The organism is Promicromonospora xylanilytica, from assembly GCF_054782895.1.
Genome location: NZ_BAAGRP010000001.1, coordinates 75,454 through 97,772 on the forward strand (window position 1 = coordinate 75,454; position 22,319 = coordinate 97,772).

Below are 22,319 nucleotides of genomic sequence, written 5' to 3' on the forward strand. Positions count from 1 at the left end.
TCCCGCACCTGGTTCTCCACAGACCCCTGGTGCTGCTGGATGTCACGGAATCGCGACATCCACCGAGGTCACAGCGCTGCCCAGTGGATGGCCGTCGCCGCCTGGCTCAGGCCACCCCGGGGGTGGGTACGGAAGAAGACCGAGGTGCCGAACACGAACGCCCGCGCCTGTCCCATTTTGCCGGATACGGCCGCCGCCTGCCCGATGGCGGCGTCATGTCCCGGGCCCGTCGAGCCCACCGCCCCCTGCCGGGGCCAGTGGCCTGCCAGGAAGCTGCCGTAGGTCAGCTCCGCGGCCGTGCCTGTGCCCAGGTCCGTGAACCAGACGGCCGGGTAGACGAAGCCGTGGGCCTGCCCGTGGGCGGCCAGCACCGCGCCGGGAGACCTGGTGGCGATGATGCCGTTGCCCGCCGGATCGCCCGTCACGGCGGTACCGCTCACCAGCCCGTACGCCTCGGCGGCCGCGAAGGCACCCGCTCCGTGCCCGACGACGGCGCCCCCGTCGCGCAACCAGGACGTGACGGCGGCGTGGCCCACCGAACCCTCCGGCAGGTCCAGCGAGGAGCCGACCCACAGCACGTCGACGCCGTCCAGGACGGCGTTGCCGCCAGCGGCTGCGGCCTCGATCCCCGCAGCGGAGACCGGGACCAGGTCGTCGAACCCGAGCTCCAGGAGCGACAGCCGGTCGTCCTGGTTGCCCGCGTACGCGACGGTCACGTGCTCGGCCCGCTCCGCGGCGGCGTACTCGGCCCGCGCGACGGCCTCGAAACCGATGCGGTGCCGCTCGGCCACGGCGCGGGCCGCCTGCAGCCCCCGCGGTCCGACGACGGCACGCCCGTCCGCCGTCAGCCGCACCGGCACGCCCTGCTCCAGGAGGTCGTTCAGGGCACGGTGATCCCTGACGCCTGCCACGTCGAAGCCCGCGTACCGGGCCCCGGACGGGACGCTGCCGGGCGGGCCGGCACCGTCCACCGGGACCGTCCGACCGACGGGGCCGTCCGTGGTGGCACCCACCCGGGTCACCGTCGCACCCCAGAGGTAGGCGGTCGACCAGGCCGAGATGTCGTACATGGCAGGCACCTTGGCCGAGATGTCCGCGCCGCGCGCGAGCAGCGAGGCCGCCAGCCCGCGCAAGGGCTGGTGCAGGTCGACCACGTAGGAACCGGCCGGGTAGGTGGTGCCGTCGACGTGCGCGGGGCCGTCCAGGCGGCCCACCTCGATGCCGTGGAACAGCAGCGCGTCCACCAGGTCCTCCGCGTCGCTCACCGACCGCTGGCCGGGACCCGCCGGGAGCACGTACGCGCGCGGGAGTCGCACGGCCTCCTGGTCGTCGGCGGCGTCCCAGAGCGCCTTCCACTCGTCGGGGCCGGGTACCTGGTCGACGTTCTCCCTCGTCAGCGCAACCTTGGGCACGCCGGCGACGCCGCGACGGAACAGCTCGACCTGGTCGGCGAGCATCGCGTCGGAGTGGGTGTGGACGTAGTCGATCATCGCCGTCATGGTCGTCACGGCGACCTCCGTGTTGACCGCGGCGTCCGCCCGCGTGGTGGTGCGGCCCGTCGGGCCGAGCGGGAGCTCGACCGTGCTGGTCACCGCACCCTGGAGCGAGGCGTACTGGGCGGTGAAGACGGGCGGGTAGTCGTCCCAGCCCGACGGCGTGTCCCGGTACGGGATCTTGATGAACCCCGTGTTCCGCGCGACCGCGGCACCGCTGGCCGGCTCGAAGTAGGTGTTGCCGTCGATCCGCGCCGCGACGACGTCGTCCTCCACCTGGCGCGCGATCGCGTAGCCGTGCGGCAGGAAGAGGTCGTACTCGTGGTTCTCGCCGTGCGGCGGGCCGGCCGGCTCGACCTGCAGCACGTCGGTGTACCCGTGGAAATCCGCCGTGAACAACGGCTGCACCGCCTGCGCCGTGCGCACGTACGAGCGCGCCTCCGGCGTGGCGAGCGTGATCATGTCGCGGTTCGCGTCCAGGCCGAGCGCCGTCGACCGGGTCCCGTCGGTGCGGCCGTCCGGGTTGAGCGTCAGGCTGAAGGTGATCCGGTGCTGCTCCAGCAGGTGGCTCGTGGCGTCGTCGTCCGCACGCGACAGGCGCTCGATGACCCGCAGCGCCGCGTCGGTGCCCTCCCACTCGTCGCCGTGGATGTTCGCGCTGACCCAGATCGGCGCCTTGTACCCCGCGCGGAGGGCACGGTCGCGCGCCGCACGCTCCGGGCGCTCCCGGATCTTCTCGCGCCACGCGGCCTGTCTGGCGGTCTCGGAGCGACGCTCCGGCGCGGTCACGGTGACGAGGTAGAGGTCGCGTCCCTGCGAGGACCGGCCCACCACCTGCGTCGACACCCGGTCGCTCCGCTCCATCAGCCGGGTGAGGCGAGGCGCGAGGTCCGCGTGGCCCACCGTCCCGTTCCGGTCGGTGGCGTCCGAGTCGTCGGCCGGGAAGACGCGGAGCTCGGGCTGGTGCGGGTACGACGCCGGCATGCGCAGGTCGGCGCCCCCGCCCGGCGTCAGCGGACCCGGCGGGTCGGCCGCCTCCAGGCTCTCCGCCGTGGGCCCGGTCAGGACGTCGGCCTCGACGCCTCTGCCGAGCTGCGCGACCGCTACCCCGGCGACGGTGTGCCCGTTCACCGGCGCGCCGGAGGGCTGGGCGGCGGCGGGCGCGGTCAGCGAGCCCGCGGCGAGCGCCACGCCGGTCAGGGCAGCGCCGGTCAGGGCAGTGAGCGAACGAGAACGAACGAGCAAGAGGTGCCTCCCCAGGGGCAAGTCGGCCAATTCTGGCCTATTGCCCGGGCGGACGGGAACGGCGGGACCGGAGGCCTCACGACCAGGCCCTCGCGGACCGCGGAACGACGCCGCCGGCAATGTCATTGACCAGGCCCGCGACCGCCGGTGCACTGGGGTCATGACCACCGAACGCTGGACCTCGGCAACCGTCTACCCCGACATGTGGACGGACCCGGACGACGACCCGCGCGAGGCGCTGGCGAAGCCGGTCGGGGAGAAGGAAACCCTGTGGAACTATCTCAAGCACTACCGGATCACGCTGGAGATGAAGTGCGAGGGGCTCGACGCCGAGCAGCTCGCACGGCGGTCCGTGCCGCCGTCGACCCTCTCGCTGCTCGGACTGGTGCGGCACCTCGCGCACGTCGAGCAGAGCTGGTTCCAGCGGGTCCTGCAGGAGCAGCCGGACCTGCCCAGGCTGTTCGGCAAGACGCCGGAGAACCCCGACGCGGACTTCGACGACGTCGTCGCGGACCCCGCGATGGTCGAGGACGCCTGGGCGAGCTGGCGTCGTGAGGTCCGGGACGCCGACGCCTGGCTGGCGGCGCTGCCCGAGGAGTACCTGGGGCGCACCGTGTGGCGCGGCGAGGACGAGATCCCGGTCCGCGACGTGCTGGTCCACATGATCGAGGAGTACGCGCGCCACCTGGGCCACGCGGACCTGCTGCGCGAGTGCATAGACGGCCGGACAGGCCAGTAACCGACCCCGCCGAGGTAGTCATGCAGCGAGGTAGTCAGCCGGGTGGAGCTGGCTGACTACCTCGCCTCATGACTACCTCGGGGTCAGACCACCGCTTCCGCGCGGTCCTGCTCCGCCTGCTGCTCCGCGTCCACGCGAGAGGCCCGCATGCGCGACCAGATGACCGCGCCGAAGGCCACGGCCGCCGCCACGAGGGCGATGCCGATGCGCAGCGTGTGGTTGGCGTCGGCCGGGACGCTCATCGCCACGACCGCCGGAGCGATCAGCAGCGCCACCAGGTTCATCACCTTGATCAGCGGGTTGATCGCGGGGCCGGCGGTGTCCTTGAACGGGTCACCCACGGTGTCCCCGATGACTGTCGCCGCGTGGGCGTCGGAGCCCTTGCCGCCGTACCTGCCGTCCTCGACGATCTTCTTCGCGTTGTCCCAGGCACCGCCCGAGTTGGCCAGGAAGATTGCCATGAGCACACCGGTGCCGATGGCGCCGGCCAGGAACCCGGCCAGCGGTCCGACGCCGAGCCCGAAGCCCACCGCGATGGGAGCGAACGCCGCCAGCAGGCCCGGGGTGATGAGCTCGCGGAGCGAGTCCCGGGTGCAGATGTCGACGACCTTGCCGTACTCGGGGCGCTCCTCGTACGTCATGATGCCCGGGTGCTCGCGGAACTGGCGGCGCACCTCGAACACGATGGCGCCGGCCGCACGCGTGACGGCGTCGACGGCGAGACCGGAGAACAGGAACACGGTGGCGCCACCGAGGATGACGCCGACGAGGGTGACCGGCGAGATGATCTCGTAGCTGAGCATCGAGGTCACGAGCCCGGTCCCGACGTTCTGGACCTGCGCGAGCGCGTGGGACACGGCGTCGGCATAGGAGCCGAACAGCGCGGTGGCGGCGAGCACCGCCGTGGCGATCGCGATGCCCTTGGTGATCGCCTTCGTGGTGTTGCCGACGGCGTCCAGGTCGGTGAGGATCTGGGCGCCCTCCTCGTCGACGTCGCCGGACATCTCGGCGATGCCCTGCGCGTTGTCGCTGACCGGGCCGAACGTGTCCATGGCGACGATGACGCCGACCGTGGTGAGCAGGCCGCAGCCCGCGAGGGCGACGAGGAACAGCGCGAGCGGGACGGAGCCGCCGGCCAGCAGGAACACGCCGCAGATCGCCGCGGCGATGATGCCCGCCGTGTAGACGGCGGACTCGAAGCCCACGCCGATACCGGAGAGGACGACGGTCGCCGCGCCGGTCCGGGAGGTCGCGGCCACGTGCAGCGTCGGCTTCTTGTCCGTGCCGGTGAAGTAGCCGGTCACCCAGAGGATCACGCCGGCGAGCACCACACCGATGAGGACGGCGAGCGCGGACACGACGCGCGGGTCGGCGGTCACGCCGGAGAGGTCAGCGGTACCGGGCACCTGGTCGAACGAGGACGGCAGGTACGAGAAGGCAGCGATGCCGGCCAGCACGGCACCGACGATCGCCGAGACGTAGAACCCGCGGTTGATCGCGGCCAGGCCGCTCTCGCTCCCGCGCACCCGGGTGATGAACACGCCCAGCAGTGCGACGAACGCGCCGATCGCGGTGACGATCAGCGGGAACACGAGACCTTGCTCGCCCATGGCGGCCTTGCCGAGGATCAGCGCGGCCACGAGGGTCACGGCGTAGGACTCGAAGAGGTCTGCGGCCATGCCCGCGCAGTCGCCGACGTTGTCGCCCACGTTGTCCGCGATGGTGGCCGCGTTGCGCGGGTCGTCCTCGGGGATGCCCTGCTCGACCTTGCCGACCAGGTCGGCGCCGACGTCGGCCGCCTTGGTGAAGATGCCGCCGCCCACCCGCATGAACATGGCGAGCAGCGCGGCACCGAAGCCGAAGCCTTCGAGCACGGCGGGCGCGTCCACGTCGTAGACGAGCACGACGAGCGCCGCACCGAGCAGACCCAGGCCCACCACCGACATACCGACGACGCCGCCGGTACGGAAGGCGATCCGGGCGCCCTCGGCCCGGCCGCCGGGGCGCGTGGCGGCCGCGGCGACGCGGACGTTCGCCCGCACCGCGAGCCACATGCCCAGGTAGCCGATGGCCGCGGAGAACCCGGCGCCGAACAGGAACGCGATGGAGCGTCCCACTCGCACGCCGCCGTCACCGGGCAGCAGGAAGAGCAGCCCGAACACCACGACCGCGAACAGCACGAGGGTGCGGAACTGTCGTTTCAGATAGGCCGAGGCGCCCTCCTGCACGGCCTGGCCGATGTCCTGCATCTTGGCGGTTCCATCGGGTGCGGCGAGCACCTGGCGGCGCAGCACGAACGCGCACCCGAGGGCGAGGGCCGCGATGAGGGCGATCACCGCCACCGTGGTGTAGCTGCCTGCGCCGAAAACAATGCCGTCTTCGAGCATTCGTCCTCCTCGACGAGCTCCGGGGAGGTCCCCCAGAAAGTGTGTTGCCCTGCACGGGGTTGACCCGTACAAGGCCTCTGCGTCCCGCCGGCAACGTCGATGGCGGGAAGAGACCAGAGTCTACCCACATGTGATGACGGTCACTATGTCGTGGCACCGGGTGTTCCGCACCCCGTACCGGTCGTGCCTACCGCGCCTCGTCCTCGGTGGTGAGCACCCGGATCACCTGGAGCAGCCGTGCGGAGTCGGTGAGGTCGGGCAGCACCACGTCGGCACCCGCTTCGGCGAGCCGGTCCGCCGACGTCGTGCCGGAGGCCACGCCGACCACGTGCGCGCCGCCCTCGAGCCCCGTGCGCACGTCCTCGAGGGAGTCCCCGACGATGACCGTGTTGGCTGCGTCGAACGTGTGGTCGTACCGGTCGCCCGCGCGGCGCTGGGCGACGGCCACGAGCGCGGGCCGGTGCGCGTCGTCGGACGAGTACCCGCCCAGCGCGGCGTGCACGTACTGGTCCATGCCGAAGGCACGGAGCTTGATCAGGGCGTTGGCCTCGAGGTTCCCCGTCACGACGGTCGGCACCAGGTCCGGCTCGGCCGCGACGGTCTTGAGCGCCTGCATGGCGCCGGGGAGCACGACGCCGAGCCGCCGTACGTCCTCGGCGTGGGCGGCGAACCGCAGCGGGACCGCCTCGAGCATGCGCGGCAGCAGCTCGTCCGCCTCGCGCGCGCCGACACCGTTGTCCTCCAGCAGCCCGCGGATCGCCAGCGGCATGGTCACGCCGGTGCCCTTGGCCGGGAGGCGTTCGGCGGGTCGGCCGACGACCTCGGCGAACGCCTCCCGGTATGCCGTCCGGTCCACCTCACCGACGTAGACGAGCGTCCGGTCGATGTCCCAGAGCACGAGGGCTCTGGCCGCACCGCGGGAGGTGGCCGGTGCGGTCACGACGCGAGTGCCGCGATCCGCTCGGTCAGCACCCGGGCACCCACCCCTGACCGCCTTGACGACCCGCCACGGCGGAGGTCGGCCGACAGGTCGCGCAGGTGCTCCCGCAGCCGCGCCGACTGCACCGTCTCCGCGATGCTCACCGCCTCGTCGCCGGTGGCACACGCGGCGTCGAGGTCGCCGGCCCTGGCGTGCGCCTGAGCCGCCCGGCTCAGGAACAGCCCGTGCGTCCGGCGCTCGCCCGCGCGCTCCGCCTGGATCGCGTGGCCGAAGCTCTCCACGGCGCGCGCCGTGTTGCCGAGCGCGAGGTGCGCCGACCCGGACTGTCCGTGGATCTCGCCCTCGTTCATCCAGTACAGCCAGTGCGGGTCGTCCTCCCCGCGTCCGCGGGCGCACAGCTCCGAGGCCTCGCCGAGCGCCCGGCGTGCCGCCTCGCCCTCGCCGGCGGCGGCGTGGCCGCGCGCCTGCCGGGTGAGCAGCGTCGCCGACAGGTGCGGCGCGTCGAGGCGGGCGATCCGGCGTCGGCCCGCCTCCGCGGCGCGGACCGCGTCCCGCGGGTCGCCGCTGGAGTAGCCGTGGATCGCGAGGTAGGAGAGGGCACCGGCGCCGAGCCGGTCGTCGGCCGCCGCGTGCGCGGCGCGCAGCCCGGCGAGCATGTAGGCGCGTGCCGCGTCCGGGCGCCCCGCGTCGAACGCGAACCAGCCGGCCTGCGTGGCGGTGTCGGCGGCGACGGCGGTGAGCCGGCGGCCCGTCACCTCGTCGTACGTGCTGCGCTCCAGGACGCGGACCACCAGGGCGAGGTGGGCGCGGGCCAGGTCGGCCACCGCCCCGCTGCCCGAACCCTTGTCCATGACCCGCAGCTCGTCCAGCGTGCCCTGCAGGTGCCCGCACAGCTCGTGGGAGACGCGGGTGCCCGCCGTCGCACGGCGCAGCGGCTCGGCCTGCTCGGCGTCCCAGCGCTGGATCATCGAGTTCAGGGCGATGCCGGACGCCGGACGCGGCGTCTCGCTCCCCGCCGCGTCGCTCATCGCGGTGGCCGACACGGGGCCGTTGGCGTCCGTGGGCAGCCAGTCGGCCGTGTTGTCGGCGACGTGCGCCAGGCGGAGCGCGGTGAGCATGCGGTCCGCCGTCCACGGCAGCGTGGGGTCGGGCGCCGTGGGCGTGACCGGCTCCGGAGCCGCCGGCTGACCGGACACGGCGGTGCGCGCCGGCGCGGCGTCGGGCAGCGGGCTGATGCCGGGGAGCGGCAGCCGGACCAGGTCCGGTGGCGTGCCCAGGCCGGTGAGGAACTGGACCACCCGCGAGACGTCGGTGAGCCGGCGGTCACCGCACTCGAGCATCGACAGGTAGGACTGGCTCAGCCCGGTCAGGGCCGCCACGTCCTCCTGGCGCAGGGGGACGAGCTGCCGCACCATGCGGCTGACCTGACCGAAGTCCCAGTCGGCGAGCGCCGCCCGGACCGCTTCGTCCTGCCAGACCCGGGTGGGCACGCTGGGGAGGGAGACTACGGGAACTGACTCGGTGCGCCGGCACGCGGCGCACCGTGCTTCGGAGTTGTAACGGCTGAGTACACAACCGCATCGGGCACAAGTGCGAACGGTGGCACGAGGCAACGGGGGCTCCTGAGGTCCGGCATTTCTCTTTTGCCGAGTTCACGGCTCGGATGACCACAGTGGTATCACCCCCCTGAGGTCCATGCATCCGGACCGTACTAGGTATTTTCTTCCAGACCAACGGGCAACCTAGACCGTACGTTTTCGCAGGTCAGCCCAGATCTTTTTTGGACAAACGTCCAACTAGTGCCCGAATTACGCCAATTGTAGACCGGGACAGAACCAACGAAACATGCGTAAGCGCAGGTCACTCCGATTAGCGGCGCATCCACCCGGTTCCGGGAGGATTCGACGGTTCAGCGGAGGAGGACCGCTTCCATGGCGCGCGCCAGGTACCACGGGTCGACGACGGCGGTGAGCTCGCGCGCCGAGTGCATCGACAAAATTGGTACGCCGACGTCCACAGTGCGGATGCCCAGACGGGTCGCGGAGATCGGTCCGATCGTCGAGCCGCACGGCAGCGCGTTGTTGGAGACGAACTCCTGGGTGGGCACGCCGGCCGTCGAGCAGGCCAGGCTCCACGCGGTCGCGCCGTGCGCGTCCGTGGCGTAGCGCTGGTTGGCGTTGATCTTGAGGATCGGGCCGCCACCTGCCACCGGGTGGTTTGCCGGATCGTGGCGCTCGACGTAGTTCGGGTGCACCGCGTGCCCGACGTCGGACGACACGTGCAGCGACGCGGCGAACGCGCGGGCGCGCTCCTCCGCCGTCGCGCCGAGGGCCGTCGAGACGCGCGCCAGGACCTCCTCGAGGAACGGTCCGGCGGCGCCCGAGCGGGACGCGCTGCCGATCTCCTCGTGGTCGAACGCGGCGAACATCCGGATCGAGCCTCCAGCGGTCGAGCCGGCGGACGCCCGCAGCAGCGCCGTCAGGCCCGCGTGCGTGGAGAGCAGGTTGTCCAGACGCCCCGAGGCGAACAGTGCCTGGCCGGCACCGAACGTGCGGGGCTGCTGCGTGTCGGCCAGCACCACGTCGTACCCGCCGATCGTCGCCGGGTCCACGCCGGCGTCCGCCGCGAGCGCCCCCAGCACGTCGGCGCCCTCCGCGTCCCCGAGCCCCCAGACGGGCTGGGTGTGCCGCTGCTTGTCCAGGGTGAGCCCGTTGTCGTTGACCCCGCGGTCCAGGTGGATCGCCAGCTGCGGGATCCGCAGCATCGGACCGGTGCGCACCAGGTGCTCGGTGCCGTCGAGGGTGACGATCCGCCCGGCCAGCTCCAGCTCCCGGTCGAGCCAGGAGTTGAGCAGCGGCCCGCCGTACACCTCGACCCCCGCCTGCCACCAGCCGCCTGCGCCGTGCGTGGTCGACCGGGGCTTGAGCTTGAAGCTCGGGGAGTCGGTGTGGGCGCCCACGATGGTGAACGCCGTGGTGGGACCGGCGCCGTCGGGCACCGTGAACGCGATGACCGAGCCGTCGCGCACCACCACGTAGCGCCCGCCCTGGGTCACGGTCCACGCGGCGTCCTCCGCGAGGCGGGTGAAGCCCGCCTCCTGCGCGCGCCGCGCCGCCTCCTCGGCCGCGTGGTAGGACGACGGCGACGCCGTCACGAACGCGCCGAGGTCCTCGGTGTGGGCGCGAGCCTCTTCGGGGACGACGGCGGGCTGGATGGGCGATGTCGGAACAGTCACCGCCCCATTATGTCCGCTCCCTCTTGGCTGTGAGCGTGACCGTTGCGCCCGGTACGGGCACGAGGACGCAGCCGTCACGCTCACAGCCGGCGCAGGGTCAGGGAGCGAGCGCCAGGCGGGCGTAGGCGAGCGCGACGCCGTCGGGCACGTCGGTGAGCTCGACACCGGTGGGGCTGCCCGGGACGACGGGGTGCGAGTAGCCCCACGGCCCGTCGGTGATGTCGTGGCCGTCGCACGGGATCTCACCGGTGACGTCACCCCACGCGCCGACCAGCCGGTACGTGACCTTGTCGGCCGGGTCGGACGATGTGCAGCGGGCCTGGAGCTCGTACCGCTCGCCCTCGACGAGGTCGGCCTCCGGCCGGACGACCCGGTAGGTGTCCCGGCGCTCCCAGGTACCGGTCCGGTCGACCACCACGCTGCCGAGCGCATGGTCGGGGACCAGCGTCTCGTCGGGGTCGCCCGGGAGGTCGAAGGGCACCGGCGCCTCCTGGCTGCCCGGAGCCCACCGCGGCTTCCCGTCCACGATCGTCGCGGACAGGGCGTCGCCGGCCACGAGGGTGCTCGTCGAGTACTCGACGGTCATCGGGTAGACGTCGTACGTGCCGTCGGGGAGCCACTGGTCGGCGCCGTCAGCGGCGCACGACGACGTCCCGTCCTCCTGGGCCTGCGGCCCGGTGTCCTCGTGCGCGAGGTACATGGGGTACTCGTCCCAGCCGCCGAGGTCGACCACCGTCCCCTCCTCGTCGACCCACACGAGGGTGGGCGAGTTGAGGCCACGCTCCGACGCGTCGGCACCCGCGGCGTCGGCCGCCCGCAGGGGCAGGGACGAGTAGGTGGACCATTCGCCCTCGTAGTGCACGGACTCGGTGGTCAGGTCGCCGGTGGCGTCCAGACGCACCGTCGTCGCGAGGTCGAGACCGGCGAAGTTCGCCCCGCACTCCAGCCCGGTGCCGGCCAGGAGCTCGGGCTGGTCCGCGTCACGGAGCTCGGCCGACACCGACTGCCCCGACCCAGCAGGCACCTGCGTTGGCAGACCGGCCGCCGCGAGCTGCGTCGAGCCCAGGACGGAGGCTCCGGCCAGCGCCAGCACACCGCCGCCGATGGCTACCCTCCGGATCGTCCGGCGCCCCGTCGTGCGGGCTCGCACCGCCGTCGAACCCAGCTCCACCGCACCGCCGCCCAGCTCGTGGTTGTCGTCGTTGCTCATCGTCCGCCTCCTTGGTGTGACCGTCTACGACCGGTCGCGTCCGCCAGTGCTTCCCTGGCTTTCACCCCCTAGGACGCACCACACCCCGGAACCGTTGGGCGCTCGGTACTGGCTTGTGTTCTGGTCCTCGGCGCTCGCGGGTCAGGATGGGGACATGGTGCGCGGGGAGACAGCGAACGACGTCGGGCGGCCCGGCGCGCCCGCGTACCCCACCCGGTTCCGCTCCGCCGAGGCCCGCGGGGTCCGGATCGGCCGGCCCCTGCGCCTGCTCGGGCGAGCACGCGGCGTGGACGAGGCGCTCATGGACCGGATCGGCCGCGCGTTCCTCGAGGCGGACGACGCCGGTGCGGCGCTCGCGGCGGCGATGCGACTCCCGTCCGGGGCACCCGGGCGGGTGACCCATGCCCAGCTCCGGGCGGCGCTGGCCGGACGGGGGCCGGGGGCGGGGGTCAGCAATGAGATCGGTCCCTTGCACGGGCCGGACGGCGAGATCGGTCCGTTGCCTCGAGATCGGTCATTCAACCGACCGAAGTCAGCGCAACCGACCGAACTCAGCGCAGCACCCGTGCAACCGACCGAACTCAGCGCAGCACCCGTGCAACCGACCGAACTCAGCACAGCGCCGCGGGCGCTCCGCGAGTTCCTCGCCGAGGTCACGACCGTGCCCGACTGGGTGGACTGGGACCTCGTCGAGCAGGGCGCCGCCGTGCAGCGGCGCCTGGGCCAGAACGCGGGCGACGTGCTGCTCCAGCTCTCGCTGGTGGGCGGCTACCGGTTCGGCGGACCGACCGACCTGCTCGCGGCAACCGGTGCTCTGACCGGGAACACGCTGCGCCGGCTCGCGGAGACGCAGGAGTGGACGGTCGGGCTGTCCGAGCCCGGGGCGCTCCGGCCCTACGCCCCGGCCTGGCGGGCCACGGTGCAGGTCCGGGCGATGCACGCCCTGGTCAACGCGTCGTTCCTCGACCGGCCCGGCCGCTGGGACACCGCGCGCTGGGGCCTGCCGATCAACCAGGCGGACCAGGCGGCGACGCTCGGGCTGTTCGACGGCACGCTGATCCTGGGGTGCCGGGCGCTCGGGGTGCGCATCCCGCCGTCGGACAGCCAGGCCCTGATGCACCTGTGGAAGTGGGTGGGGCACCTGATGGGCGTGCACCCCGACTTCCTGGTCGACGACGAGTGGGCGCGGCACCGCATGAACCATCACGTGCTGCTCGCTCAGGCCGATATCTCGGACGCCGGTCCGCGTCTTGCCCGGGCCGTGGTCGCCGCACAGGCCGACCGGACCTACCCGGGCCCGTCCTGGTGGCAGCCGTGGCGGGCGCGGTTGGAGCGCGAGCGCCTGCTGTCGATGCTGACGGTGTTCCTGGGGACCCGCAGCCTGCGCGAGCTCGGCCTGCCGCTGCGTCCGCCGTGGGCACACGCCTACCTGCTGCCGCTCAACGTGTGGCGATACCACCTGCTCGGACGCACCCGCCGGGGCAGGGAACGTCTCGCGAGCTGGGGGCGCCGGCGTAGCGACGCGATCCTGGCGAGCTACGGCGCAGAGCGGCCCGACGTGTCAGACGCTCAGGTCACCGGGGTGACCTGAGCGTCTGACACCTCAGGGGCTGCTGGGTTCGTAATAGCGCCAGGTGCCGGACCTGTCGATGCCGATGACCATCCCCGTGTACCCGAACGCCTCGTCCGCCCGCTGGATCTCGGCCTCCGCCTGCGTGAGCAGGCCCGCTGAGACGACCTCCGCCCAGGCCTCGTCCGAGTCCGCGAACTCCTCTGTCGAGACCCGCGGCCACGTGATCGTCTCGTTCCCGGGGTCCCCGCCGTTGACGACGCCCCCGGTGCCGGCCAGCAGCCGCACCACCGTCTCGTACGGAAGCGTGTCGACCTCGGGCAGGCCGAAGACCTGCTCCGGGGTCTCCGCGGTGAACATGAGCTGGGTGCTGTCGTCCGTCGCGAGCTGGATCAGCTGGTCGGAGTCGCACGCCTTCGCCGCCTCGACGATGGCCGCAGCGGTCGCCCCGGCAGCCTCGGTCGGGGCGGTCGCCGGGTCGTACTCCAGGTCGAGGTTGCTCGCCGAGCACCCGCCCGCGGCGTCACCGCTCCCACCCCCGGCCCCGCTCCCGGCCCCGCCCCCAGGTCCCAGCACGGCCCAGAACCGGGCGACGCCGTCAGGCACGCTCGTCAGGCGGATGCCGATGAGTTCCTCCCCGCCACCGACCACCGCCGCGGACTCGAAGGGAGCGCCGTCGCACGGAACCTCGTCGGTTGCGAACGACTCGTCGGTGGACGCCTGCACCACCTCGTACCGCACCACGTCGCCCGGGTCGGTGCTCTCGCACCGTGCCGTGACCGACGGCGTGCCGGTGGTCACGTACCCCCGCTGGGTCTGCTCGGCGGTGACCCAGTCGGTGCTGCGGTCCAGCACGAGACGGGTGAGCTCGCCCTCGGCGGGTTCCGGCGGCTCGATCGTGCCCGCACCACCACGCGGCCCCCTCAGGCTGTGCGCGCCGTCCGCGTCGACGCGGACCGAGACCGCCTCGCTCACGGCCGTCGCCCACTGGCCGGACGAAACCTCGGGGAACGCGACCACGGCCACCTCGTAGTCGCCCTCGGGCAACGGCGTCTGATAGGTCTCGGTCTCGGTGGGCGCGCACGACGTGTACGCGCCTCCCTGTGCCTCGGTGACGTCACCTGCCTCGGAGCTGAGCAGCGGCGCGCGCTGGCCGGCTCCGTCGAAGACATTCGGGCCCAGGTCCACGACCACGCCGTCCTGGCTCCAGACGAGGACCGGCGGGACGCCGAGCGTTCCCTCACTACCCGCCACCAGCGCTGACATGCCCCACGACGGCACGGACCCACCATCTTGGTCGGACGCCAGCGCGTAGACGTCACCGGCCGACGAGGCCGTCCAGCCCTGCGCCGTCGTCTCCAGGTCTTCCGCGGGCATACCGCAGGTCAGGCCGGCGCCCAGGTCCTCGATCCACTGCGGGGCGTACCCGTCCTGGATCACGCTCGTCGCCGACGGCCCGCTCGGGGCAGCGTCCGGATCCTGGCTCGGGGGCTCTTCCGGGGTCGCGCTCTGGGACTGGCCCGGGAGCACCGGCTCGTTCCGGTCCAACAGCGGCGTCTGCGTGGCGCCGAAGGCCAGCACGCCCACCAGGGCGAGACCGGCGCCGGTGGCACCGCCGATCTTGACCGCCCGACGCCGTCGGACGCGGTCTCGCACCACACCGAATGAGACGTTCAGGTCGTCCACCCCCGCACCAGGCATCGCGTCGGCAGCGCCGTGGAGCGCGCCGCGCAGGAAGTCGTCGTCGTTGTTCGGGTTCTCGTTCCGGTCGATGCGGCTCATCGGGCGGCCCTCCCTTCGGCAGGACGGAAGTCGTCGGGGCGCAGGATCTCCTGCATGTTCTTGGTCGCGTCGGACAGGTAACGCTTGACCGTGCCCTGGGCGGTGCCCAGCGACTCGGCGATCTGCGGCACCGTCAGGTCCTCGAAGTAGCGCAGCACCACGCAGGCTCGCTCCCGGGCGCCGAGCTGCGCGAGCGCCGCCATCACGTCCACCCGGGCCGAGGCCGCCTGGTCGGCGCCACGCGTGCTGGGGTCGTCGGCCAGGAGGTGCTTGATGCCGCCCCAGCGCTGGCGCTTGCGGTAGCCGTCCAGGTAGATGGTGAGGATCGCGCGCCGCACGTAGCCCTCGGCGTTCGTGAACGGGGAGTCCAGGTCGTGCGCGAGGTTGCCCGCGGTCACACCGACGGTCCCGGAGCGGCCGGGCCGGCCGCGCAGCCGTGAGTAGACCTTCACCAGTGCGTCCTGGACCAGGTCCTCGGCGAGCGCACGGTCTCCCGAGAGCATGTAGGCATAGCGGACGAGGGCGCCGCCGCGCACCCGCATGAGCTCATCGAGCTCGTTCTCCCATCCCGCCATGGCCACCTCCCCGGTGCGTGTGTGCTGTCATCGTCTCCACACCCACCATGACGCGCACCGGGAAGGTTTCGTTGGTCTCCGGTCTCGCGAAACGCTGCGGCCACCCGTGACGCCGCGGCGGTCAGTCCGTGACGCTGTAGTGGTGGTGCGTGCTGACGGACACGAACTGCCGTTCGCCGCCCGAGCCGGGTGCGAGCTCCGTGAGCACGTACAGCTCGTAGCCCGACTCCGGCATCCCGCCCTCCGGGTCTGCGAGGCACGTCCGGTCCGGCTCGACCGGTACGACGACGGACGTCGTGCCGTCCGCGTCGACGTGCAGGTCTTCGGTCGGTTCGGACCACACGTCCCTGCCGACGCCGACCACGCGCCCCCCGCTGAGCCAGAGCACGCTGATCGGCGTGCGGGTCGTGTGGACGGGCTGCCCCTCGGTCTCCGTGAACGTCACCGTCACGTCGTCGCCCTCGCCGAAGGCACCGGGTGTCTCGGTGCCCAGCCGCAGGCCCGACCGCTCGGCGGGCACCCGCGGGCCCGCGGGGATGTCGGACGCGTGGACGCCGCAGGCGAGGCTGGTCCCCTCGAGCCACGGCGGCTGGTAACCGTCGCGGATCTCGACGGCTACCGGCAGGTCGTCCGGCATCTCGACCGCCGGGACCTCCATGGTGACGGGCTCGCTGACGGCCAGGCCGAACGTGCCGGACTCGTCGTCCGGGCCGTCGAAAGCCGCCCACGCCTGGACGGCGTACACGTCGTACGTGCCGGCCGGTCGCTGGTCCTGGTACGACTCGAAGCCCGACATGCTCATCGTCCACGCCCCGCACGTGGTGGCGGGGCCCGCCTCGGCGACGACGTCGGCCGACCCGCCGCCGTCGGGCATGTCGTACCCGCCCTCGTTCCAGCCCGGGCCGAGGTCGACCACCTGGCCGTCCTGCGCGAAGACGAGGCGTGGCACCATGCCGCCGAGCTCGGAGCCTGCCGCGTCCGTCCGCGTGATCCGCAGGGGCGCCTCCAGGAAGGGGCCCTGCCCCTCGACGCCCTCCGCGACCTCGATGTCGCCCGTGAGCTCCAGCCGCACGGTGTCGGACGACGACGTCAGCGCCGTCACCTCCATGCCGCAGTGGAACTCCGGGCCCAGCTGGCGCCAGCCGGAGGGTGCCCAGCCCCCACCGACCGCCGCCGCGTCGGGGCTCGGCGTGGCCGGCGGCACCGGCTCCGACCGGACCCACGGCGCGGCGGCGAGCGCACCGTAGGCGAGCACCACGGCAAGGACCATCGAGACCCCTGCCACCGCACCGACCTTCGCCGTCCGGCGGCGGCGCACCGCACGCGTCACGCTGCCCAGCCGCTCGTCCAGGCTCGTCTCGACCTCCGGCACCGGCACCTCGGCGAGCAGGTCCCGCAGCGCGGTCGTCGCGTCGGACAGGTGTCGCTTGATCGTGCCCTGGCTGGTCCCGAGGGCCGCCGCGATCTGCGGCACGGTCAGGTCCTCGAAGAACCGCAGCGTCACGGCCTCGCGCTGCCGCGGCGAGAGCCGCCTGAGCGCGACCCCCACGTCGACGCGGGCGGTGGCGACCCGGTCGGCGCCGGGCGACTGGGCGTCCTCGGCCAGCAGGTGCTTCAGCCCGGACCAGTGGCTGCGCCGGCGGTACCCGTCCAGGTAGATGGTCAGGATCGCGCGCCGCACGTAGCCCTCCGCGTTGGTCGCCTCTTGCGCGTCCAGGTTGATCCGGGCCGGCCGGTCGCCGGAGAGACCCGGTCGGCGCAGCCTGGAGTAGACCTTGACCAGCGCGTCCTGCACCAGGTCCTCGGCCTGCGGCTTGTCCCGCGTGAGCGAGTACGCGTATCCCACCAGCGCGCCGCTGCGCCGTGTCACGAGCTCCGTCAGCTCGGCCTCCCACTGGACCATGTCGGTCTCCTCTCGTCCCACCGCCTGTAACGGACGGAGGGAGCGGACCGTTGAGCCCGGACCCTTTCGAGGCGTGGGCTCAGGCCAGCTCGATGCGGTAGCCCCGCTTCACCACCGTGCGGATGAGGTCACGCCGCCCGGCAGCCTCGCGAAGGCGCGCGATCGCGACCTCCGCGGCGTGCGGGTCCTGCGAGTCGCCCGGCAGTGCCGCCAGCACCTCCTCGCGCGACACGACGTCGCCCTCGGCCGCGGCGAGCAGCCGCAGCACGGCCACCCCGGTGGGTGACAGGGGCAACACCTTGCCGTCCAGCACCGCGACACGGGCGCGGATCACCAGCGAGCCGGCGACCGTGCCCAGCGCCACGGACTCGATGTGCTCGTAGTGGCCCACCAGCGCCCGGACGAGCGCCCCGAGCCGCCCGCGCTCGGGCTGCAGCGGCACGATCCCGCGCTGTTCCAGGGGCTTGGCGGTCACCGGCCCGACGGCGGCAGCGACCATCCCGCCATCGACGAACCGTGCCCGGACCCGGTCGAGCAGCCGCTCCTGCTCGACGACCCCCAGCCACGCCTCGGCTCCGGGGGCCGAGGTGAAGACCACGGCGTCGATCTCGCCGTCGGCCACGGCGTGCACCGAGTCGCGGACCGCCGCGGGGTCGGGCGCCGGGCCCCACCGGTACACGACGAGGCTCGCCACCTGCGCACCTGCCTTCTCGAACACCTCGTCCAGCCCGTCGGCACCGGCGCCGTGGTGCTGGATGGCGATGCGCAGGCCCTGCACACCCTCGCTGAGCAGCACCTCAGCCACCTCTGCCGAGGTCTCCGACTCCGCGACCCAGTCCGCGTGCAGCCCGGCCGCCTGGATCGCGCCGCGGGCCTTGGGGCCGCGCGCGACGATCCGGGTCCCGGCGAGCAGGCCGAGGAGCGGCTCCGCGAGGCCGTGCGCGTCGGCGGCCTCGATCCAGGCGCGGAAGCCGATCCCGGTGGTGACCACGACGACGTCCGGCGGGGCGGAGACGATCGCGCGGGTCGCCGCGATCAGGGTCTCGTCGTCGACGTGGGGGATCATGCTCAGCGCCGGCGCGTGCCGGATCGTGGCCCCCCGCCGCTCCAGCGCCGCGGCGAGCTCCCCGGCCCGGCGCTCCGCGGTGACGAGCACCGTGGCGCCGGCCATGACCTGGCCCAGTGCCGGACGGGTCGCCTGGGCGTGCGCGGGCGCTGCGACATCAGACACCGGCACCTGCCAGACGTCGCTCACTCGTACCCTCCACCTCGACCAGGAGTCCTGCCGCTGCCACGCGGCCGATGACGACGACCGCGGGTGACCGTACGCCGCGGGTGGACGCCACGTCGGCTGCCTCTTCGAGACGCGCCCGTGTGACGCGCTGCTCCGACGTGGAGCCGTTCTCCACGATCGCCACCGGAGTTCCGGGATCGGCGCCGGCGGCCAGGGACTGCGCCACGATCGCGCCGAGGGACCGCACTCCCATCAGTACGACAAGAGTAGCCGCGCCGTCCCGCACACAGGCGAGGGCTGCGTCGTCGAGCGGTCCCGAGCTGTCAGACCGACGGTTCACTCCGGTGACCTGAGGGTCTGACAGGTCGGGGGCGCAATGGCCCGAGACCACGTGGAAGGCCGTGGTGACCCCGCGGTGGGTGAGCGGGATGCCGGCCAGGCCCGGCACCGCGACGGCGGACGTCACGCCTGGCACCACCTCCACGGGAACACCGGCGGCCACGCACGCGACGACCTCCTCACCGCCCCGGCCGAGCACGAACGGGTCACCGCCCTTGAGCCGCACCACGTGGTCGCCTGCACGGGCGTGCTCGACGAGCAGCTCGTTGATGCGCTCCTGGGGTACGGGGTGCCGGCCGGGCTCCTTGCCGACGTCGATCACGCGGACGTGCGGCGGGAGCTCGGCGAGGATCTCGACGGGCCCGAGCCGGTCGGCCACGACGACGTCGGCCGCCTGCAGGGCCCGCCAGGCCCGCACGGTCAGGAGATCGACCGCGCCGGGCCCACCCCCGACAAGCGTCACCCGCCCCTTCTTCGTTGAGTGCTGGCTTTTCGCCCCCTCAGGGCCTCCTGGAGGGGCGAAGATCCCGCACTGAGCGGGGGTGGTCACGGCAGCCCCACGTGGACCACGCCGGCACGGATCTCGACCGGGTAGGTCGCCAGGTTCGGCGACAGGTTGCCCTGGGGGACCTTGTCGGCCGCCACCAGGCACTCGCCCGTGACCAGGGAGAAGACCTGCTTGTAGACCGGGGCGGCCACCGTGGGCACTCCGGCCCGCGTGCCGACGATCCCCCGCGCCATCACGTACGCGCCGGAGAACGGGTCGAGGTTCTGGACGGCGTAGACGCGCCCGTCGGGCAGCCGGAACAGCGCCACCTGTACGTCCCCGAACAGCGCCGCCGCCCCACGTTCGGGGAACAGCTCGGAGACCAGGCAGGCTGGCTCGAACCGAGCCACCCCCGAGTTGTCGGACTCCCAGGTCACCCCGGTGACCTGTGCTTCTGACACGTCGTGAACGCTCATGCTCGTACCTCCAGCCTCGGGCCCGCGATGATCACGCCGGCCGCGCGCTCCTCCGACGTCGCGGGGCGGCGCTGGCCGCGTTCCTCGACGTACGCGAGCGTCGGGTCGGCGTCCTTGGGGGCGTTGACGAACGACGAGAACCGGCGCAGCTTCTCCGGGTCCTCCAGCACGGCCTTCCACTCGTCCTCGTAGTGCTCGACGTGGCGGGCCATCGCGGCGTCCAGGTCGGCGCAGATGCCGAGCGAGTCCGCCATGATCACCTCGCGCACGCCGTCCAGGCCGCCGTCGACCTCCTCGATCCAGGGCGCGGTGCGCTGCAGCCGGTCGGCCGTGCGCACGTAGTACATGAGGAACCGGTCGATGGTGCGCAGGAGTTCCTCCGACGTCAGGTCCTCGGCGAGCAGCTTCGCGTGCCGCGGCGTCTGGCCGCCGTTGCCGCCCACGTAGACGTTCCAGCCCTTGTCCGTCGCGATGACGCCCACGTCCTTGCCGCGTGCCTCCGCGCACTCGCGGGCGCAGCCGGAGACGCCCATCTTGAGCTTGTGCGGCGAGCGCAGACCGCGGTAGCGCAGCTCCAGCTCGACCGCCATGCCCACGGAGTCCTGCACGCCGTAGCGGCACCACGTGGAACCCACGCACGACTTCACCGTGCGCAGCGACTTGCCGTACGCGTGCCCGGACTCGAAGCCCGCGTCGACCAGACGGCGCCAGATCTCCGGCAGCTGCTCCACGCGGGCGCCGAACATGTCGATGCGCTGGCCACCGGTGATCTTCGTGTACAGCCCGAAGTCCTTGGCGACCTGGCCGACGACGATCAGGCCCTCCGGCGTGACCTCGCCGCCGGGCATCCGCGGGACCACCGAGTAGGTGCCGTCCTTCTGCAGGTTGGCCAGCATGTGGTCGTTGGTGTCCTGCAGCGTGGCCTGTTCGCCGGCGAGGATGTGGCCGTTGCCGAGGCTCGCCAGGATCGACGCGACGACGGGCTTGCAGATGTCGCAGCCGCGGTGGCCGGGGCCGGTCCCGAACCGGCTCACGATCTCGCTGAACGAGTGCAGGTCGGCCACCCGGACGGCGTCGAAGAGCTGGGCGCGGGACAGGTCGAAGTGCTCGCACAGGGCGGTGCTGACCTCGATACCCGCGCGCTCCAGCTCGGTGTCGACGAGCTTCTTCACCAGCGGCAGGCAGGCGCCGCAGGTGGTCCCGGCCCGGGTGCAGGCCTTCACCCCCGGGACGTCCGTGCACCGGTGCTCGGTGACGGCGCCCCGGACGGTCCCGGCCGAGACGTTGTTGCACGAGCAGATGTTGGCCTCGTCCGGCAGCTCCAGGTTCGGGGCGCCGCCACCACCCTCCGGCAGCAGGAACGCGCTGGGGTCGTCGCCGGGCAGCTCGGCGCCGAGCATCGGGCGCAGGCTGGCGTACGGTCCGGCGTCGCCCACGAAGACGCCGCCCAGCAGGGTGCGGGCATCGTCGGACAGGACGAGCTTCTTGTAGACGCCGGCCACCGGGTCGGCCCAGACCACCTCGACGGCGTCCTCGGTCCGGGCGTGCGCGTCGCCGAACGACGCCACGTCGACGCCCGAGAGCTTGAGCTTGGTCGCGGTGTCCGCGCCGGGGAACTCGGCGAGGCCGCCGAGCAGGCGGTCCACGACCACCTCGGCCATCGTGTTGCCCGGCGCGACCAGGCCGATGCAGCGGCCCTCGATGCAGGCCACCTCGCCCACGGCCCAGATGTGCGGGTCCTCGGTGCGGCACGACAGGTCGACGACGGCGCCGCCACGCTCCCCGACCGGCAGCCCGGCCGCGCGGGCGAGCTCGTCCCGGGGGCGCACCCCGGTGGCCACCACGACGACGTCGACGTCGAGCCGGCCGCCGTCGGCGAAGTCGAGCCGGCCCACGTGACCCGTGCGGCGGTGCGGCTTCATCTGGCTGGTCGCCGTCTCGGCGCGGACGCCGATGCCCTTGCCGTTGATGAGGCGCTTGAGCGCCTGGCCGCCGCCGAGGTCGACCTGCACGCCCATCAGGTGCGTGCCGAACTCGATAACCGTGGCCTGGGCGTCCAGCGCCGTGAGCGCACCGGCGGCCTCCAGCCCGAGCAGGCCGCCGCCGATCACGGCGCCGCGCACCGGCTTGCCTTCCGGATAGCTCTTGCGCTTCTGCTCCACCCAGCCGCGCAGGGCCGCAACATCATCGATGGTGCGGTACACGAAGACGCCCGGCAGGTCGTTGCCCGGGATGGGCGGCATCGCGGCGCTGGAGCCGGTGGCGAGCACCAGCTCGTCGTAGGCGTGCACGTGGCCGAGGCGGTCGGTGACCGTCCTCGCCTCGCGGTCGATCGACTCGATCTTGCGGTCGGTGTGCAGGGTGACGTGCGGGTCGACCCACAGGGCCGGGTCGCCGAGGGCGATTCCCTCGGCGCCGTCCTCGAACCAGCGGGTCAGCCCCACCCGGTCGTAGGGCGCGCGGGGCTCTTCCGCGAAGACGGTGACGTGGTAGCGGCCGGCGGTGTCCCGGGCGCGCAACGCCTCGACGAGCCGCTGCGCGACCATGCCACCGCCGACCACGACAAGGTGCTGGGATGTGCCGGAATTGACCATGTCTTGACCGTAGGGCGCGGGTTTTTCGCGCTGGTGCGCCGGTCGTTACCCGGGCCGAACATCTTCCTCACAGGCCTGCGCGAGGACCGGTGAGCGCGCTCGGGTCAGGC

15 protein-coding genes are annotated in these 22,319 nt (G+C 72.9%); 2 read left to right on the plus strand and 13 right to left on the minus strand.

Translation table 11 applies throughout. The features are described 5' to 3' along the window. Nucleotides 1-68: 68 nt before the first annotated feature. The gene (locus ACYVK7_RS00340) at nt 69-2,738 is read right to left on the minus strand and encodes a M14 family zinc carboxypeptidase (RefSeq protein ID WP_460885686.1); all 2,670 of its coding nucleotides are present in this window, start codon (nt 2,736-2,738) and stop codon (nt 69-71) included. 160 nt (nt 2,739-2,898) lie between these two features. On the opposite strand from ACYVK7_RS00340, the gene ACYVK7_RS00345 reads away from it, so the two are divergent. Continuing rightward, nucleotides 2,899-3,477 carry a DinB family protein gene (locus tag ACYVK7_RS00345; protein WP_460885687.1) on the plus strand — a complete coding sequence of 193 codons (579 nt, stop codon included), beginning with the start codon at nt 2,899-2,901 and terminating at the stop codon, nt 3,475-3,477. An 83-nt stretch (nt 3,478-3,560) separates the two neighbouring features. On the opposite strand, the gene ACYVK7_RS00350 is transcribed toward ACYVK7_RS00345, so the two are convergent. From ACYVK7_RS00350 to ACYVK7_RS00370, 5 genes are all read right to left on the minus strand, one after another. Then, on the minus strand, nt 3,561-5,864 hold the full coding sequence (locus ACYVK7_RS00350; protein ID WP_460885688.1) for a sodium-translocating pyrophosphatase: 2,304 nt from the start codon (nt 5,862-5,864) through the stop codon (nt 3,561-3,563). Nucleotides 5,865-6,051: 187 nt separating this feature from the next. Further along, nucleotides 6,052-6,804 carry an HAD family hydrolase gene (locus ACYVK7_RS00355; protein ID WP_460885689.1) on the minus strand — a complete coding sequence of 251 codons (753 nt, stop codon included), beginning with the start codon at nt 6,802-6,804 and terminating at the stop codon, nt 6,052-6,054. Then, complete coding sequence (locus ACYVK7_RS00360) at nt 6,801-8,294, minus strand: helix-turn-helix domain-containing protein (protein WP_460885690.1); 1,494 nt, start codon at nt 8,292-8,294, stop codon at nt 6,801-6,803. The genes ACYVK7_RS00355 and ACYVK7_RS00360 overlap by 4 nt, the downstream gene beginning before the upstream one ends. Nucleotides 8,295-8,713: 419 nt before the next feature. Next, nucleotides 8,714-10,039, minus strand: coding sequence for a M18 family aminopeptidase (locus ACYVK7_RS00365; RefSeq protein WP_460885691.1), 1,326 nt, complete (start codon nt 10,037-10,039; stop codon nt 8,714-8,716). Between the two features lie 97 nt (nt 10,040-10,136). After that, nucleotides 10,137-11,249: a hypothetical protein gene (locus ACYVK7_RS00370; RefSeq protein WP_460885692.1), complete on the minus strand. Its 1,113-nt coding sequence runs from the start codon at nt 11,247-11,249 to the stop codon at nt 10,137-10,139. Nucleotides 11,250-11,403: 154 nt separating this feature from the next. Between ACYVK7_RS00370 and ACYVK7_RS00375 the strand changes: the two genes are divergently transcribed. Continuing rightward, nucleotides 11,404-12,840 (plus strand): oxygenase MpaB family protein, encoded by a 1,437-nt coding sequence (locus ACYVK7_RS00375; protein WP_460885693.1) that lies wholly within the window; start codon nt 11,404-11,406, stop codon nt 12,838-12,840. Between the two features lie 12 nt (nt 12,841-12,852). On the opposite strand, the gene ACYVK7_RS00380 is transcribed toward ACYVK7_RS00375, so the two are convergent. The 7 genes from ACYVK7_RS00380 to nirB all read right to left on the minus strand — a co-directional run bounded on the left by ACYVK7_RS00380 (nt 12,853) and on the right by nirB (nt 22,209). Continuing rightward, complete coding sequence (locus tag ACYVK7_RS00380; protein WP_460885694.1) at nt 12,853-14,601, minus strand: hypothetical protein; 1,749 nt, start codon at nt 14,599-14,601, stop codon at nt 12,853-12,855. Next, complete coding sequence (locus tag ACYVK7_RS00385; protein WP_460885695.1) at nt 14,598-15,176, minus strand: sigma-70 family RNA polymerase sigma factor; 579 nt, start codon at nt 15,174-15,176, stop codon at nt 14,598-14,600. The genes ACYVK7_RS00380 and ACYVK7_RS00385 overlap by 4 nt, the downstream gene beginning before the upstream one ends. Nucleotides 15,177-15,297: 121 nt before the next feature. Beyond that, on the minus strand, nt 15,298-17,079 hold the full coding sequence (locus ACYVK7_RS00390; protein ID WP_460885696.1) for an RNA polymerase sigma factor: 1,782 nt from the start codon (nt 17,077-17,079) through the stop codon (nt 15,298-15,300). 79 nt (nt 17,080-17,158) lie between these two features. Continuing rightward, the gene (locus ACYVK7_RS00395; RefSeq protein WP_460885962.1) at nt 17,159-18,250 is read right to left on the minus strand and encodes a uroporphyrinogen-III synthase; all 1,092 of its coding nucleotides are present in this window, start codon (nt 18,248-18,250) and stop codon (nt 17,159-17,161) included. Nucleotides 18,251-18,302: 52 nt separating this feature from the next. Further along, on the minus strand, nt 18,303-19,115 hold the full coding sequence (cobA, locus tag ACYVK7_RS00400) for a uroporphyrinogen-III C-methyltransferase (RefSeq protein WP_460885697.1): 813 nt from the start codon (nt 19,113-19,115) through the stop codon (nt 18,303-18,305). Nucleotides 19,116-19,198: 83 nt separating this feature from the next. After that, nucleotides 19,199-19,615: a nitrite reductase small subunit NirD gene (nirD, locus tag ACYVK7_RS00405; protein ID WP_460885698.1), complete on the minus strand. Its 417-nt coding sequence runs from the start codon at nt 19,613-19,615 to the stop codon at nt 19,199-19,201. Beyond that, the gene (nirB, locus tag ACYVK7_RS00410; RefSeq protein WP_460885699.1) at nt 19,612-22,209 is read right to left on the minus strand and encodes a nitrite reductase large subunit NirB; all 2,598 of its coding nucleotides are present in this window, start codon (nt 22,207-22,209) and stop codon (nt 19,612-19,614) included. The genes nirD and nirB overlap by 4 nt, the downstream gene beginning before the upstream one ends. Nucleotides 22,210-22,319 lie beyond the last annotated feature (110 nt).